This is a genomic window from Roseinatronobacter alkalisoli (genome assembly GCF_028745735.1).
GTDB lineage: Bacteria > Pseudomonadota > Alphaproteobacteria > Rhodobacterales > Rhodobacteraceae > Roseinatronobacter > Roseinatronobacter alkalisoli.
The window spans coordinates 1-12,607 of sequence record NZ_JAQZSM010000001.1 but is presented as its reverse complement, the minus strand read 5'-3'; the positions used below and the strand labels follow the sequence as shown (position 1 = coordinate 12,607).

Annotated in this window: 24 protein-coding genes; 3 read left to right on the top strand and 21 right to left on the bottom strand. The window is 57.7% G+C overall.

The window, feature by feature from the left end; genetic code table 11:
- Window position 1: 1 nt before the first annotated feature.
- Together recQ and PUT78_RS00115 are read left to right on the top strand one after the other, a co-directional pair.
- The gene (gene recQ / locus PUT78_RS00120; protein ID WP_274349958.1) at window positions 2-2,062 is read left to right on the top strand and encodes a DNA helicase RecQ; all 2,061 of its coding nucleotides are present in this window, start codon (window positions 2-4) and stop codon (window positions 2,060-2,062) included.
- Between the two features lie 66 nt (window positions 2,063-2,128).
- Window positions 2,129-2,662, top strand: a complete 534-nt coding sequence (locus tag PUT78_RS00115) for an acyl-CoA thioesterase (protein WP_274349957.1) — start codon at window positions 2,129-2,131, stop codon at window positions 2,660-2,662.
- Window positions 2,663-2,745: 83 nt separating this feature from the next.
- Here the strand turns inward: PUT78_RS00115 and rpmD are convergent, their stop codons facing one another.
- From rpmD to rpmC, 11 genes are all read right to left on the bottom strand, one after another.
- Window positions 2,746-2,934 carry a 50S ribosomal protein L30 gene (gene rpmD / locus PUT78_RS00110; RefSeq protein ID WP_274349956.1) on the bottom strand — a complete coding sequence of 63 codons (189 nt, stop codon included), beginning with the start codon at window positions 2,932-2,934 and terminating at the stop codon, window positions 2,746-2,748.
- 14 nt (window positions 2,935-2,948) lie between these two features.
- Window positions 2,949-3,503, bottom strand: coding sequence for a 30S ribosomal protein S5 (rpsE, locus tag PUT78_RS00105; RefSeq protein WP_274349955.1), 555 nt, complete (start codon window positions 3,501-3,503; stop codon window positions 2,949-2,951).
- Between the two features lie 10 nt (window positions 3,504-3,513).
- Complete coding sequence (gene rplR / locus PUT78_RS00100) at window positions 3,514-3,873, bottom strand: 50S ribosomal protein L18 (RefSeq protein WP_274349954.1); 360 nt, start codon at window positions 3,871-3,873, stop codon at window positions 3,514-3,516.
- 11 nt (window positions 3,874-3,884) lie between these two features.
- A complete protein-coding gene (gene rplF, locus PUT78_RS00095) occupies window positions 3,885-4,418 on the bottom strand; it encodes a 50S ribosomal protein L6 (protein WP_274349953.1) in 534 nt (177 codons plus the stop codon).
- An 11-nt stretch (window positions 4,419-4,429) separates the two neighbouring features.
- A complete protein-coding gene (gene rpsH / locus PUT78_RS00090) occupies window positions 4,430-4,828 on the bottom strand; it encodes a 30S ribosomal protein S8 (RefSeq protein ID WP_274349952.1) in 399 nt (132 codons plus the stop codon).
- Window positions 4,829-4,840: 12 nt separating this feature from the next.
- On the bottom strand, window positions 4,841-5,146 hold the full coding sequence (gene rpsN / locus PUT78_RS00085; protein ID WP_274349951.1) for a 30S ribosomal protein S14: 306 nt from the start codon (window positions 5,144-5,146) through the stop codon (window positions 4,841-4,843).
- Between the two features lie 19 nt (window positions 5,147-5,165).
- Window positions 5,166-5,726, bottom strand: coding sequence for a 50S ribosomal protein L5 (rplE, locus tag PUT78_RS00080; RefSeq protein ID WP_274349950.1), 561 nt, complete (start codon window positions 5,724-5,726; stop codon window positions 5,166-5,168).
- Window positions 5,726-6,031 carry a 50S ribosomal protein L24 gene (gene rplX / locus PUT78_RS00075; RefSeq protein ID WP_274349949.1) on the bottom strand — a complete coding sequence of 102 codons (306 nt, stop codon included), beginning with the start codon at window positions 6,029-6,031 and terminating at the stop codon, window positions 5,726-5,728. The genes rplE and rplX overlap by 1 nt, the downstream gene beginning before the upstream one ends.
- Window positions 6,031-6,399, bottom strand: coding sequence for a 50S ribosomal protein L14 (gene rplN / locus PUT78_RS00070; protein WP_179907310.1), 369 nt, complete (start codon window positions 6,397-6,399; stop codon window positions 6,031-6,033). The genes rplX and rplN overlap by 1 nt, the downstream gene beginning before the upstream one ends.
- A gap of 63 nt (window positions 6,400-6,462) precedes the next feature.
- The gene (gene rpsQ / locus PUT78_RS00065) at window positions 6,463-6,702 is read right to left on the bottom strand and encodes a 30S ribosomal protein S17 (RefSeq protein WP_274349948.1); all 240 of its coding nucleotides are present in this window, start codon (window positions 6,700-6,702) and stop codon (window positions 6,463-6,465) included.
- Between the two features lie 11 nt (window positions 6,703-6,713).
- Window positions 6,714-6,917 carry a 50S ribosomal protein L29 gene (gene rpmC, locus PUT78_RS00060; RefSeq protein ID WP_274349947.1) on the bottom strand — a complete coding sequence of 68 codons (204 nt, stop codon included), beginning with the start codon at window positions 6,915-6,917 and terminating at the stop codon, window positions 6,714-6,716.
- 215 nt (window positions 6,918-7,132) lie between these two features.
- Here rpmC and PUT78_RS00055 point away from each other — a divergent pair, with 215 nt between their 5' ends.
- Window positions 7,133-7,378, top strand: coding sequence for a hypothetical protein (locus PUT78_RS00055; RefSeq protein WP_274349946.1), 246 nt, complete (start codon window positions 7,133-7,135; stop codon window positions 7,376-7,378).
- A gap of 56 nt (window positions 7,379-7,434) precedes the next feature.
- Here PUT78_RS00055 and rplP read toward each other — a convergent pair whose 3' ends face one another.
- The 10 genes from rplP to PUT78_RS00005 form a co-directional block, all read right to left on the bottom strand.
- Window positions 7,435-7,848, bottom strand: a complete 414-nt coding sequence (gene rplP, locus PUT78_RS00050; RefSeq protein WP_274349945.1) for a 50S ribosomal protein L16 — start codon at window positions 7,846-7,848, stop codon at window positions 7,435-7,437.
- Window positions 7,849-7,869: 21 nt separating this feature from the next.
- Entirely contained in the window at window positions 7,870-8,571 is a 702-nt protein-coding gene (rpsC, locus tag PUT78_RS00045) for a 30S ribosomal protein S3 (protein ID WP_274349944.1), read from the bottom strand.
- Complete coding sequence (gene rplV, locus PUT78_RS00040; RefSeq protein ID WP_274349943.1) at window positions 8,571-8,951, bottom strand: 50S ribosomal protein L22; 381 nt, start codon at window positions 8,949-8,951, stop codon at window positions 8,571-8,573. Before rplV ends, rpsC begins: the two co-directional genes overlap by 1 nt.
- A 3-nt stretch (window positions 8,952-8,954) precedes the next feature.
- Window positions 8,955-9,233 carry a 30S ribosomal protein S19 gene (gene rpsS, locus PUT78_RS00035; RefSeq protein ID WP_071469573.1) on the bottom strand — a complete coding sequence of 93 codons (279 nt, stop codon included), beginning with the start codon at window positions 9,231-9,233 and terminating at the stop codon, window positions 8,955-8,957.
- A 3-nt stretch (window positions 9,234-9,236) separates the two neighbouring features.
- Window positions 9,237-10,076 carry a 50S ribosomal protein L2 gene (rplB, locus tag PUT78_RS00030; RefSeq protein WP_274349942.1) on the bottom strand — a complete coding sequence of 280 codons (840 nt, stop codon included), beginning with the start codon at window positions 10,074-10,076 and terminating at the stop codon, window positions 9,237-9,239.
- A gap of 123 nt (window positions 10,077-10,199) precedes the next feature.
- Window positions 10,200-10,496, bottom strand: coding sequence for a 50S ribosomal protein L23 (locus PUT78_RS00025; RefSeq protein ID WP_274349941.1), 297 nt, complete (start codon window positions 10,494-10,496; stop codon window positions 10,200-10,202).
- Window positions 10,493-11,113, bottom strand: a complete 621-nt coding sequence (gene rplD / locus PUT78_RS00020; RefSeq protein ID WP_274349940.1) for a 50S ribosomal protein L4 — start codon at window positions 11,111-11,113, stop codon at window positions 10,493-10,495. The genes PUT78_RS00025 and rplD overlap by 4 nt, the downstream gene beginning before the upstream one ends.
- A 1-nt stretch (window position 11,114) precedes the next feature.
- Entirely contained in the window at window positions 11,115-11,951 is an 837-nt protein-coding gene (rplC, locus tag PUT78_RS00015) for a 50S ribosomal protein L3 (RefSeq protein WP_274349939.1), read from the bottom strand.
- Window positions 11,952-11,963: 12 nt separating this feature from the next.
- A complete protein-coding gene (gene rpsJ / locus PUT78_RS00010; RefSeq protein ID WP_071797400.1) occupies window positions 11,964-12,272 on the bottom strand; it encodes a 30S ribosomal protein S10 in 309 nt (102 codons plus the stop codon).
- 57 nt (window positions 12,273-12,329) lie between these two features.
- Window positions 12,330-12,607 (bottom strand): EF-Tu C-terminal domain-related protein (locus tag PUT78_RS00005; protein WP_476453961.1); only part of this gene is annotated, 278 nt, incomplete at its 5' end.

Sequence of the window (12,607 nt, the reverse complement as noted above, 5' to 3'; positions counted from 1 at the left end):
CATGCAGACAGATATCAGCGACACACCTGAAACCCTGCTTGCGCGCGTTTTCGGCTTTCCGGATTTTCGCCCCGGTCAGGCCGAAATCGTCGAGGCCGTGCGCCAGGGGCAGGACACGCTGGCGATAATGCCTACAGGCGGCGGCAAGTCGCTGTGCTTTCAGTTGCCTGCGCTGTGTCGCGACGGGCTGACATTGGTTATTTCCCCACTGATCGCGTTGATGCGCGATCAGGTGCGCGGTCTGCAGGAAGTTGGTGTTGCTGCGGGCGCGCTGACATCCGGCAATACCGAAGCAGAAACCGATGCAGTCTATTCTGCCCTTGCGCAGGGGGCGCTGAAACTGCTGTATATCGCACCCGAACGACTGGCATCGGCCGGGACAATCGACATGTTGCGCCGGGCCGGATGCAGCCTGATTGCGGTGGATGAAGCGCATTGCGTCAGTCAATGGGGCCATGATTTCCGCCCCGATTACCTGCGTATCGGCGAATTGCGCCGTACACTGGACGTGCCCCTTGCGGCGTTTACAGCCACAGCAGATGCCGAAACCCGCGCCGAGATTATCAAGCGGCTGTTTGGCGCGGGCAGTCCGAAAATCTTTCTGCGCGGGTTTGACAGGCCAAATATCCGGCTGAATTTCATGGTCAAGAACCGCCCGCGCGACCAGATACTTGCCTATGCGCAGGCCCGGCGCGGCCAATCCGGTATCGTCTATTGTGCGACCCGCGCGCGGACCGAGTCCATTGCGCAGGCCTTGTCAGATGCGGGCCATAACGCGCGCGCCTATCATGGCGGAATGGACGCGCATACCCGCCGCATGGTCGAAGAACTGTTCCAGCGCGATGATGACCTGATCGTGGTTGCCACAATCGCCTTTGGCATGGGCGTGGACAAGCCTGATATCCGCTGGGTTGCCCATGCCGATCTGCCCAAATCAATCGAATCCTACTATCAGGAAATCGGCCGGGCCGGGCGCGACGGGGCACCCGCTGATACAATGACCCTGTTCGGACAGGATGACATCCGGCTGCGCCGCGCCCAGATTGACGAAAGCCCGGCCCCCGTAGAACGCAAATCCGCAGACCATGCGCGCCTGAACGCCCTGCTGGGACTGGCCGAAGCGACCGCATGTCGCCGTCAGGTGCTGCTGTCCTATTTTGGCGAAGTGTCATCGCCTTGCGGTAATTGTGACCTGTGTACCACCCCTGCCAGGCTGTTTGACGCGACCACCCCGGTGCGCAAGGCGCTGTCCGCCATTCTGCGCACTGGTGAAAACTTCGGGGTCGGGCATCTGGTCGATATTCTGACCGGCACGGCAACCCCGAAGGTGCGCGATCGCGGGCATGACCAGTTGCCGACCTTCGCGGTTGGCAAAGACCTTAGCCGTGCGAAATGGCAAGCAGTGTTCCGCCAGATGATGGGCCGGGATCTGGTGCGCCCGGACCCCGAACGCCACGGCGCGCTGCGCATGACCGAAGCGGCACGCCCCATTTTGCGCGGCGACGCCGAAATTCACCTGCGCGAAGACAGCATAAGCACCGCGCGCGATGGTCCGGCGCCGAAGATGCTGGTATCCGAAGAAGATGCGCCCTTGCTGTCGGCGCTGAAGGCAAAACGTCGCGCGCTGGCGGAAGCAGCCCGTGTGCCCGCTTATGTCATTTTCACGGATCGCACGCTGATCGAAATGACGGAACGTCGCCCTGACAGCATGGATGCCATGGCCCAGATTACCGGAGTAGGTGCCACGAAGCTGGAACGCTATGGTGCCGCCTTCCTGCAAGTCATCACCGGTGACACGCCCGCGCCCCACCACCCGGCCCGCCGCAAATTAGCCGGGCGCGATGCGGGCGCTGTCTATGACGACATCGCCGATCTTGTACGCGAACTGGAACGCGGTGCGGACGGCACGCAGAAATTGCTGACACTGTCGCCCGGGACGCTGCGCGCCATCGCCGAGAACAAGCCCGCGACGCTGGCCGCGCTGACGCGGATCAAAGGGATGGATGATGGGCGCGTCGTGCGTTTTGGTGACGCCATCCTCTCGCGCATTCACGCGATGTGACGCCACGGCGCGCCTTGACCCGCCTGGAACCGCAGGTCAGGCTTTGCACCAAAAGGAGCGCCAGAAATGTACCCCTTCCTGCGTTTTGCCAAAGAAGCACTGAAATACCGCAACGCCCCTAAACTGGGCTTGCTGGAAACGCATGTGTCATATCACCGCTGCTGGCCGTGGGATCTGGATCCATGGGCGGAACTGAACAATGGCCGCACGCTGACATTGTATGATCTGGGGCGCATCCCGATGGCCATGCGCACGGGCCTGACAGACGTGCTGCGGCGCAATCGCTGGGGCATTACCGTTGCGGGGAACAGCACGCGCTATCGTCAGCGTATCCGTGCATTTGAACGGTTCGAGCTGCGCAGCCGGTGCATGGGTTGGGACGCGCGGTTCATCTATGTTGAACAAAGCATGTGGAAGGGGGAGGTCTGCGCAAATCACATCCTCATCCGGTCCGCATTTACCAGCGCGCAAGGGATAGTCCCACCTGCAAAGGTGGTCGAGCATCTGGGCCATCGCAACGAAAGCCCGCCCCTGCCCGGCTGGGTTCAGGCATGGATTGCCGCTGACAGCGAACGGCCATGGCCACCTTCTCGGGACTGACAACGCGCGTGTGCCAGAAAATGAAACCGCCCCGCATTCACATGCGGGGCGGTTTTAATTCTTTCAACAGGGCGTGAAGCCCCTTATCCGCGTTCTTCGATGATCTCGACCAGATGCGGGATCTTGGCAACCATGCCGCGAACGGATGGTGTATCTTCAAGTTCACGCACGCGATGCATCTTGTTCAGGCCCAACCCTTTCAGGGTTGCACGCTGTACAGCGGGGCGACGGATCGGTGACCCGATCTGTTTGACCACGATGGTTTTCGACATGTCCATTGCTCCCCTTACGCGTCTGCGGTTTCAGCTTCGGGCTTGCGCAGGATCTCGGCCACTTTCTTGCCGCGACGCTGTGCCACCTGACGCGGGCTTGCAGAATTGCGCAGCGCATCGAATGTTGCCCGAACCATGTTATAGGGGTTCTGGCTGCCTTGCGACTTTGCCACAACATCCTGAAGGCCCAGCATCTCGAACACGGCGCGCATCGGACCACCGGCAATGATACCGGTCCCCGGAACTGCCTGACGCATGATCACCTTGCCAGCGCCATGACGTCCTTCGATGTCATGATGCAGGGTGCGACCATCGCGCAGCGGCACGCGGATCATCTGACGCTTGGCTTGTTCGGTAGCCTTGCGAATTGCTTCGGGCACCTCTTTGGCCTTGCCTTTGCCGAAGCCCACACGACCACGCTGGTCACCAACCACGACAAGTGCAGCAAAGCCGAAGCGTTTGCCGCCCTTTACGGTTTTCGACACGCGGTTGATCGCGACCAGACGATCGGCGAATTCCGGGGTTTCATCGCGTTCGCGACGGTCCCGGCGGTTATCTCTTTCTGCCATAATCGTCTCCTCAGAACTTCAGGCCGCCTTCACGTGCAGCGTCGGCCAGGGCCTTGACTTTACCGTGAAAGATGAAACCGCCGCGGTCGAAATAGCATTCCTCGATGCCGACGGCTTTCGCACGTTCGGCAATCGCGGCGCCAACCTTGGCAGCAGCGTCCTTGTTGTTGACACCCACGACACCAAAATCTTTTTCCAGCGTCGAGGCCGAAGCCAGCGTGACGCCGTTCACATCGTCGATCAGCTGAACGCTGATGTTCTTGTTTGAACGGTGCACGGACAGGCGCGCACGCCCGTTGGCCAGTTTCTTCAGTTTGTTCCGAACGCGCAGGCGGCGTTTTTGGAACAGCTTATGCTTTGTGTTCGCCATCTTTCGCGCCCTTACTTCTTCTTGCCTTCCTTACGGAAGATATACTCATCCTTGTAGCGGATACCTTTGCCCTTATAGGGTTCAGGTGAACGCCACTTGCGGATATTTGCTGCAGTTTCACCAACCAGTTGCTGGTCAATGCCTTCAATGATGACTTCGGTCTGCTTCGGTGTGGAAACAGTCACACCTGCCGGAACCTCGAAGATCACTTCGTGGCTATAACCCAGCGAAAGTTTCAGATCCTTGCCCTGCATCGCGGCACGGTAACCAACACCGACCAGTTCCAGTTCCTTCTTGAAACCACCGGTCACACCTTGCGCAAGGTTCGCAACCATCGAACGGGTCATCCCCCATTGCTGACGTGCGCGTTTGGACAAACCACGCGGTTTGACAGTGACAACATTGCCATCAAGGATGATATCCACATCATCGCCAGCGGTGAAGCTGCGGGAACCTTTCGGCCCCTTGACTTCAATAGTCTGGCCCGACACCTGCGCTGACACACCCGAAGGCAGTTCAACAGGCTTTTTGCCAATACGAGACATTTCAGCCCTCCTCAGAACACGCGGCAGAGCACTTCGCCACCAACATTGGCGGCCCGTGCTGCTGCATCGGACATGACACCTTTGGGCGTCGAAACGACAGAAATACCCAGACCGTTACGGACTTGCGGGATTTCCTGCACACCGGAATAGACGCGGCGACCGGGCTTGGAAATGCGCTTCAACTCACGGATAACCGGCTGGCCATCTGCATATTTCAGCGAAATTTCCAGTTCAGCATGCCCGGAAGCTGCAGTCACATTCTCATAACCACGGATGTAGCCTTCTTCCTTCAGCACATCCAGAACCCAGGCACGCAGCTTGGACGCAGGGGTGCGCACGGTAGACTTGCCACGCATCTGTGCGTTGCGAATGCGCGTCAGCATATCGCCGAGAGGATCGTTCATCGACATCTTGCGATCTCCTTACCAGCTCGACTTGACCATGCCCGGAATCTGACCCTTGGAGGCCAGATCACGCAGCGCGATCCGCGACAGTTTCAATTTACGATAGTAAGCCTTCGGACGGCCTGTCAGCTGGCAGCGGTTGTGCAGGCGGGTCTCTGACGAATTCCGCGGCAGCTTTGCCAGTTTCAGGTTCGCCTTGAAGCGCTCTTCCATCGGGCGTTCGGCGTCGGCAGCGATTGCTTTAAGCTCAGCACGCTTGGTGGCATATTTCGCCACCAGCTTCTGACGCTTCTTTTCGCGCTCGACCATTGCTTTTTTAGCCATTTGATCTCTCCCTCTCGCGTCAGCTATTGAAGGGCATGTTGAAAGCTTTCAACAGCGCCTTTGCTTCCGCGTCGGTTTTCGCGGTGGTGCAGATGATCACATCCATGCCCCAGACTTCGTCGATCTGATCGAAGTTGATTTCCGGAAACACGATATGTTCCTTGATGCCCATGGCATAGTTGCCACGACCGTCAAATGACGTGCCTTTCACACCGCGGAAGTCGCGCACGCGCGGCAGGGCGATGGTGATCAGGCGGTCAAGGAATTCATACATGCGCGCACCACGCAGGGTGACCTTCACGCCCAGCGGCATTTCTTCACGAACACGGAACCCCGCGATCGAATTGCGCGCTTTGGTGATGACAGCCTTCTGGCCAGCAATCGCGGTCAGATCAGCCTGCGCCGATTTGATTTTCTTGCTGTCCTTGACGGCTTCGCCGATGCCCATATTCAGCACGATCTTATCGAGCTTGGGGATCTGCATGTCGTTCTTATAGCCGAATTCTTCTTTCAGCGCCGCGCGAATCTGGTCCTTGTAGACCGACTTCAGGCGGGGGGTATAGGTGGCTGCGTCAAGCATCAGATCGCCTCCCCGGTTGTTTTGGCGAAGCGCACTTTCTTGTCGTCTTCCATACGGAAGCCAACGCGTGTGGCCTTGCCGTTCCCATCAACCAGCGCCAGATTGGACAGATCAATCGGCATAGCTTGTGGCACACGGCCGCCCTGGCTGTTCTGGCTTTGCTTGGTGTGACGGATCGAAATGTTCAGCCCGTCAACCACGGCTTTGTTGTCCTGAGGCATGATACGGCTGATTTCGCCGGTCTTACCCTTGTCCTTGCCAGTAAGAATGACGACCTTGTCGCCTTTTTTCAGTTTCGCAGCCATCACAACACCTCCGGCGCGAGCGAGATGATCTTCATGAAGTTCTTCGCGCGCAACTCACGCACCACCGGCCCGAAAATACGGGTGCCGACCGGTTCGTTGTTGTTGTTCAGAATGACAGCAGCGTTGCGGTCAAAACGGATTGCGGTGCCGTCTTCGCGACGGACTTCTTTTGCGGTGCGCACGACGACAGCTTTACGCACGTCGCCTTTTTTCACGCGGCCCCGCGGGATGGCTTCCTTGACGGACACCACGATGATGTCGCCGACCGACGCATAGCGTCGTTTGGAACCGCCCAGAACCTTGATGCACTGCACCCGGCGTGCGCCGGAGTTGTCAGCTACATCCAGATTGGTCTGCATCTGGATCATTTGGTTGCTCCCGACCTTTGGGCATCTTGCCCAGGGTTTCGATAAGTCCGGAAAAGCGTGACCTTATGCCGAAGCTTCGGTCACAACCTCCCAGCGCTTGGTTTTCGAAATTGGCGCACATTCGCTGATGCGAACCGTATCACCAATCTTGAACTGGTTCAGCGGGTCGTGGGCACGGTATTTCTTCGTGCTACGAACCGTTTTCTTCATGACAGGGTGCGTGAAGCGGCGCTCTACCAGAACCGTTACGGTCTGATCGTTCTTGTCGCTTGTCACTTTGCCTTGCAGTATGCGTTTGGGCATGTGCCAGCTCCTTAATTCGCCGCCGCTTCGCGGGCTTTTTCGTTGAGGATGGTCGAAACGCGCGCAGCGTCACGACGGACCTTGCGGACACGTGCAGTGTTTTCCAACTGGTTCGTTGCCTTCTGGAAGCGCAGGTTAAACGCTTCCTTCTTCAGCGATACCAGTTCGTCACGCAGCTGGTCCGGCGTTTTCGAACGTAGTTCTTCGGCTTTCATGGCCATTTCCTTCAGTCAACAATCACCGGAGAGCCCCCTGTGACAGGGTCACCCTGATTCCCGGCGGAGGTGGATGAGCGTGCCGTATAGGCGTATAGCTAGCTCAATGCAATAGCCCGGCAGAAGGGATGTCGGAAATAACATGAATAGTTATCCGAAAATCCGCGTTTCGTGTTAAGCTATTATACCTAACTTAGTGATTATGGAGATCATCAATGAGCATAAAAACCAGTTTTGTTTTCGGAGTATCTTGTTGCTGCTTGTTTACTTTCACATCTGAATCTCAAGCGCTGACATGTGTAGCCACCGGCAGCGGAAAAGTTTACTGTGGTACTGTCATCATCCAAGAAGCAAAGCTGTGCAGCGATCCCACTGGAACAAAATGTGAAGGTCAAATCAAAGTGCAGGATTTAGCGGAAGCGCTATTGATGGCTGTCGAAGAGGCTGATGCTTCGGAGTAAGTTAAAAAACTGAATATTTTAAGAGAACGGGCGGGTTTTACCCCGCCCGAGCAGTATTACCAGTCCTCGCGAACCACAACGCGCGTCTTGATCGGCAGCTTCATTGCCGCCAGACGCAGTGCTTCACGGGCGATGGCGTCGTTCACGCCGTCGATTTCGAACATCACGCGGCCAGGTTTGACCTTCGCTGCCCAGAAATCCACCGACCCTTTACCTTTACCCATCCGTACTTCGGTTGGCTTTGAGGTGACGGGGACATCGGGGAAAATCCGGATCCAGACACGGCCCTGACGTTTCATGTGGCGCGTCATGGCACGCCGCGCTGCTTCGATCTGGCGCGCGGTAATGCGTTCTGGCTCAACAGCTTTCAGGCCATAGCTGCCAAAGTTCAGGTCAAACCCGCCCTTTGCGTCGCCTTTGATGCGGCCCTTGTGCTGTTTGCGGAACTTGGTCCGTTTCGGTTGCAACATGGTGTCTCTCCTTCAGTCGGATCAGCGACGCGGGCGCTGTGCGCCGCCGCTGTCCTGAAGTTCCTGATGCCGGCGGTCACGGGCCTGCGGATCATGTTCCATGATCTCACCCTTGAAGATCCAGACCTTCACACCGATGATGCCATAAGCCGTGTGGGCTTCGGAATGCGCGTGGTCAATATCTGCACGCAGCGTATGCAGCGGCACGCGCCCTTCGCGGTACCACTCCGTCCGCGCAATCTCGGCACCGCCAAGACGACCCGCCAGGTTCACACGGATACCCAGGGCACCCATGCGCATTGCGTTCTGCACGGACCGTTTCATCGCACGGCGGAAGCTGACACGACGCTCCAGCTGCTGGCAGATGCTTTCTGCCACCAATTGTGCATCCAGTTCCGGCTTGCGGATTTCAACGATGTTCAGATGCAGATCTGACGATGTCAGATTGGCAAGCTTCTTGCGCAGCGTTTCAATATCGGCGCCTTTTTTGCCGATAATGACGCCGGGACGTGCAGTGTGAATCGTCACGCGGCATTTCTTATGCGGACGTTCAATAATCACGCGGCTGATGCCTGCTGCCTTGCATTCATCCTTGATGAAATCACGGATCCGGAGATCCTCCAGCAACAGATCGCCGTAATCCTTGCTTTCAGCGAACCAACGGCTGTCCCAGGTGCGGTTCACCTGAAGGCGCATACCGATCGGATTAACCTTCTGACCCATTATGCTTGCTCCTCGACCTGGCGAACCGTGATGGTCAGCTCTGAAAACGGCTTCATGATCTTGCCAAAGCGGCCCCGTGCGCGCGGGCGACCGCGTTTCATCACAAGGTTCTTGCCGACCCAGGCTTCCGCAACGACGAGTTCATCGACGTCCAGACCGTGATTGTTTTCAGCGTTGGCAATCGCCGACTGAAGACATTTCTTGACGTCAGCAGCGATACGCTTCTTGGAGAAGGTCAGATCGCTCAGTGCCTTGTCAACCGCCTTACCGCGGATCATTGCCGCAACAAGGTTCAGCTTCTGCGGCGAGGTGCGCAGCATGCGCGCCTTGGCCATGGCCTCGTTTTCGGCCACGCGGCGCGGATTTTTCTCTTTACCCATGGCTTACTTCCGTTTCGCTTTTTTGTCGGCCGCATGCCCGTAATAGGTACGGGTCGGTGAATATTCACCGAACTTCTGGCCGATCATGTCCTCGGTCACATTCACGGGAATGTGCTTCTTGCCGTTATATACACCAAAAGTCAGCCCGACGAACTGGGGCAGAATGGTGGAACGGCGGGACCAGATCTTGATAACTTCATTGCGACCCGATTCGCGCGACTTCTCGGCCTTTTTCAAGACGTAAGCATCGACGAAAGGGCCCTTCCAAACTGAACGTGCCATGGATTAGCGACCCTTCTTCTTCGCGTGACGTGACCGCAGAATATACTTGTCGGTCTGCTTGTTGGAGCGCGTCTTGCGACCCTTGGTGTCCTTACCCCAGGGCGTAACCGGCGTGCGGCCCCCTGAAGTGCGCCCTTCACCACCACCATGCGGGTGATCGATCGGGTTCATGGCAACACCACGCACCGACGGACGCTTGCCCTGATGACGGGTGCGACCGGCCTTGCCGAAATTCTGGTTCGAATTGTCAGGGTTCGACACGGCACCAACCGTGGCAAAGCATTCCTGACGCACCAGACGCAGCTCACCCGACGACAGACGGATCTGCGCGTAGCCGCCATCACGGCCGACGAACTGTGCATAGGTGCCCGCAGCGCGTGCGATCTGGCCGCCCTTGCCCGGCTTCATTTCGATGTTGTGAACGATCGTACCAATGGGCATGCCCGAAAACGGCATTGCGTTGCCCGGCTTGATGTCGGCCTTCGCGGATGCGATCACCTTGTCACCAATCGCCAGACGTTGCGGTGCCAGGATATATGCCTGCTCGCCATCGTCATATTTGATCAGCGCAATAAAGGCAGTGCGGTTGGGATCGTATTCAATCCGTTCAACAACAGCCGGAACGTCAAGCTTGTTACGCTTGAAATCCACGATACGATAAAGACGCTTTGCGCCACCGCCAATGCGGCGTGCAGTGATCCGTCCGGTGTTGTTCCGACCGCCCGATTTCGTCAGACCCTCAGTAAGGGATTTGACAGGGCGACCTTTCCAAAGCTCCGAACGGTCGATCAGAACCAGCCCACGCTGGCCCGGCGTCGTCGGCTTATACGACTTGAGTGCCATGCTTTCTGTCTTCCGTCAGCTCTGGACCAAAAAGGTCCGGTTTCAGTCAGTCTGGCGCAAGCTTAGCGCCAAATAACCAGCGGCCCCGATTGCGCCGGGGCCGCTGAGTCGTTCAGTCCTTTATCAAAGGCCAGTCGAAACGTCGATAGCATTTCCCTCTTCGAGGGTAACATATGCTTTCTTGACGTCCTTGCGCCGACCCGCGATGCCGCGGAAACGCTTGGTCTTACCTTTGGTGATCGTGGTGTTGACCGCCTTGACCTTCACACCAAAGATGGCCTCAACGGCATCCTTGATCTGGGGTTTGCTGGCATCAATGGCCACTTCGAACACCACGGCATTCGCTTCCGATGCCATGGTCGCTTTTTCAGTGATGACCGGCTTGCGGATCACGTCGTATTGGGTTGCTTTCACGCTCATGCCAGTCGAGCCTCCAGTGCTTCAAGGCCCGCACGGGTGATGACAAGCGTATCACGCCGCAGAATGTCATAAACATTCGCACCGATCGACGGCAGGACATCAACACCCTCAAGGTTGCGGGCGGCACGGGCAAAATTCTCATTCACCTCTGCGCCATCGATGATCAGGGCCTTTTTCCAGCCCATATCCTTGACAGCCTTGGCCAGAACCGCGGTCCTGGCATCGGCCATTTCGGTCGTGTCCAGAACCACCAGCTTGCCGCTACCAGCCTTCGCCGACAATGCCAGCTTCAGACCAAGTGCACGGATTTTCTTCGGCAGGTCGAACGCATGGCTGCGCGGGGTCGGGCCTTTGTACACACCACCCTTGCGGAAGATCGGCGCATTACGGTCACCGTGGCGTGCGCCGCCGGTGCCCTTCTGGCGATAGATCTTCTTGGTGGAATAGCTGGTTTCCGAACGGGTCTTTACCTTGTGGGTACCAGCCTGGGCTTTCGCCCGCTGCCAGCGCACCACACGGTGCAGGATGTCGGCGCGCGGCTCAAGGCCAAAGATGGCCTCATTGAGCTCGACCTCACCGGCAGTGCCTGCCTGCAGATTGACAACGTCGAGTTTCATCTCACTCGCCTTCCTTCTTATCGGCATCGATCGAAGCTTCGGCCTCTTGCAAAGCGGTTTCCTGCTCTGCGGCTTCTGCTTCCAGTGCGGCCTGACGTGCGGCTTCTTCCTCGGCGGCGGCGGCGGCGCTGGCTTCTTCAGCGGCCTTGCGTGCAGCATCGGCAGCCGATCTCAGCGCGGCGGGCAGAATCGCGTTCTCAGGGAAGGGCTTCTTCACCGCATCCTTGATCGTCACCCAGCCACCTTTTGAACCCGGCACAGCACCCTTGACCATGATCAGGCCGCGGTCACTGTCGGTTTTGACAACCTGCAGGTTCTGCGTGGTTACGCGCGCAGCACCCATATGCCCGGCCATTTTCTTGCCTTTGAACACCTTGCCAGGGTCCTGACACTGACCGGTGGAGCCGTGCGAACGGTGGCTGATCGACACACCGTGGCTGGCCCGCAGACCGCCAAAGTTGTGGCGCTTCATCGCACCTGCAAAACCTTTACCAATCGATGTGCCCGCGATGTCAACGAACTGACCTTCGAAATAATGATCGGCGGTGATTTCCTCACCGATTTCGATCAGATTCTCAGGGCTGACACGGAACTCAGCCAGTTTGCGCTTGGGCGCAACATTGGCTTTGGCGTAATGGCCACGCATCGGCGCGGACACACGCTTGGCTTTCGCGGCGCCAGCACCAAGCTGAACAGCCGTGTAGCCATCCTTGTCAGCAGTGCGTTGCGACACGACCTGCAAACCGTCGAGTTGAAGGACTGTGACGGGAATTTGCCGCCCGTCCTCCATGAACAACCGGGTCATCCCCAGTTTTTTTGCGATAACTCCAGAGCGCATTGTCCTGGCTCCTTACACTTTGATCTCGACATCCACCCCGGCAGCGAGATCGAGCTTCATCAGCGCGTCAACGGTCTGCGGGGTCGGATCGACGATGTCGAGCAAACGTTTATGAGTACGGATTTCCCATTGGTCGCGCGATTTCTTGTCGATATGCGGACCACGGAGAACCGTGAATTTTTCGATCTTGTTCGGCAGCGGGATGGGCCCGCGAACCGTTGCGCCCGTACGCTTGGCAGTATTGACGATTTCCTGTGTGCTGGCATCCAGAACACGGTAATCGAATGCCTTAAGCCGGATGCGGATATTCTGACCTTGCATTGTCTTGTCCTCGGCTGGGAGGGGCGCGGTCACCCGCGCACCCTGCCTGCGTTTCGATTACTCGATGATTTTCGCGACGACGCCGGCGCCGACGGTACGGCCGCCTTCGCGGATGGCGAAGCGCAGTTTTTCTTCCATGGCGATGGGCGCGATCAGTTCAACCACGAATTTCAGGTTGTCGCCCGGCATCACCATTTCCGTACCTTCGGGAAGCTGCACCATGCCGGTCACATCCGTCGTGCGGAAGTAGAATTGCGGACGGTAGTTCGCAAAGAACGGCGTGTGGCGGCCGCCTTCTTCCTTGGTCAGGATATAGGCTTCGGCTTCGAATTTGG

Excerpts from the sequence above, each read along its gene's own strand:
- recQ (WP_274349958.1), top strand. The coding sequence starts at position 2 with ATGCAGACAGATATCAGCGACACACCTGAAACCCTGCTTGCGCGCGTT.
- PUT78_RS00115 (WP_274349957.1), top strand. The coding sequence starts at position 2,129 with ATGTACCCCTTCCTGCGTTTTGCCAAAGAAGCACTGAAATACCGCAAC.
- rpmD (WP_274349956.1), bottom strand. The coding sequence starts at position 2,934 with ATGTCGAAAACCATCGTGGTCAAACAGATCGGGTCACCGATCCGTCGC.
- rpsE (WP_274349955.1), bottom strand. The coding sequence starts at position 3,503 with ATGGCAGAAAGAGATAACCGCCGGGACCGTCGCGAACGCGATGAAACC.
- rplR (WP_274349954.1), bottom strand. The coding sequence starts at position 3,873 with ATGGCGAACACAAAGCATAAGCTGTTCCAAAAACGCCGCCTGCGCGTT.
- rplF (WP_274349953.1), bottom strand. The coding sequence starts at position 4,418 with ATGTCTCGTATTGGCAAAAAGCCTGTTGAACTGCCTTCGGGTGTGTCA.
- rpsH (WP_274349952.1), bottom strand. The coding sequence starts at position 4,828 with ATGTCGATGAACGATCCTCTCGGCGATATGCTGACGCGCATTCGCAAC.
- rpsN (WP_274349951.1), bottom strand. The coding sequence starts at position 5,146 with ATGGCTAAAAAAGCAATGGTCGAGCGCGAAAAGAAGCGTCAGAAGCTG.
- rplE (WP_274349950.1), bottom strand. The coding sequence starts at position 5,726 with ATGCTTGACGCAGCCACCTATACCCCCCGCCTGAAGTCGGTCTACAAG.
- rplX (WP_274349949.1), bottom strand. The coding sequence starts at position 6,031 with ATGGCTGCGAAACTGAAAAAAGGCGACAAGGTCGTCATTCTTACTGGC.
- rplN (WP_179907310.1), bottom strand. The coding sequence starts at position 6,399 with ATGATCCAGATGCAGACCAATCTGGATGTAGCTGACAACTCCGGCGCA.
- rpsQ (WP_274349948.1), bottom strand. The coding sequence starts at position 6,702 with ATGCCCAAACGCATACTGCAAGGCAAAGTGACAAGCGACAAGAACGAT.
- rpmC (WP_274349947.1), bottom strand. The coding sequence starts at position 6,917 with ATGAAAGCCGAAGAACTACGTTCGAAAACGCCGGACCAGCTGCGTGAC.
- PUT78_RS00055 (WP_274349946.1), top strand. The coding sequence starts at position 7,133 with ATGAGCATAAAAACCAGTTTTGTTTTCGGAGTATCTTGTTGCTGCTTG.
- rplP (WP_274349945.1), bottom strand. The coding sequence starts at position 7,848 with ATGTTGCAACCGAAACGGACCAAGTTCCGCAAACAGCACAAGGGCCGC.
- rpsC (WP_274349944.1), bottom strand. The coding sequence starts at position 8,571 with ATGGGTCAGAAGGTTAATCCGATCGGTATGCGCCTTCAGGTGAACCGC.
- rplV (WP_274349943.1), bottom strand. The coding sequence starts at position 8,951 with ATGGGTAAAGAGAAAAATCCGCGCCGCGTGGCCGAAAACGAGGCCATG.
- rpsS (WP_071469573.1), bottom strand. The coding sequence starts at position 9,233 with ATGGCACGTTCAGTTTGGAAGGGCCCTTTCGTCGATGCTTACGTCTTG.
- rplB (WP_274349942.1), bottom strand. The coding sequence starts at position 10,076 with ATGGCACTCAAGTCGTATAAGCCGACGACGCCGGGCCAGCGTGGGCTG.
- PUT78_RS00025 (WP_274349941.1), bottom strand. The coding sequence starts at position 10,496 with ATGAGCGTGAAAGCAACCCAATACGACGTGATCCGCAAGCCGGTCATC.
- rplD (WP_274349940.1), bottom strand. The coding sequence starts at position 11,113 with ATGAAACTCGACGTTGTCAATCTGCAGGCAGGCACTGCCGGTGAGGTC.
- rplC (WP_274349939.1), bottom strand. The coding sequence starts at position 11,951 with ATGCGCTCTGGAGTTATCGCAAAAAAACTGGGGATGACCCGGTTGTTC.
- rpsJ (WP_071797400.1), bottom strand. The coding sequence starts at position 12,272 with ATGCAAGGTCAGAATATCCGCATCCGGCTTAAGGCATTCGATTACCGT.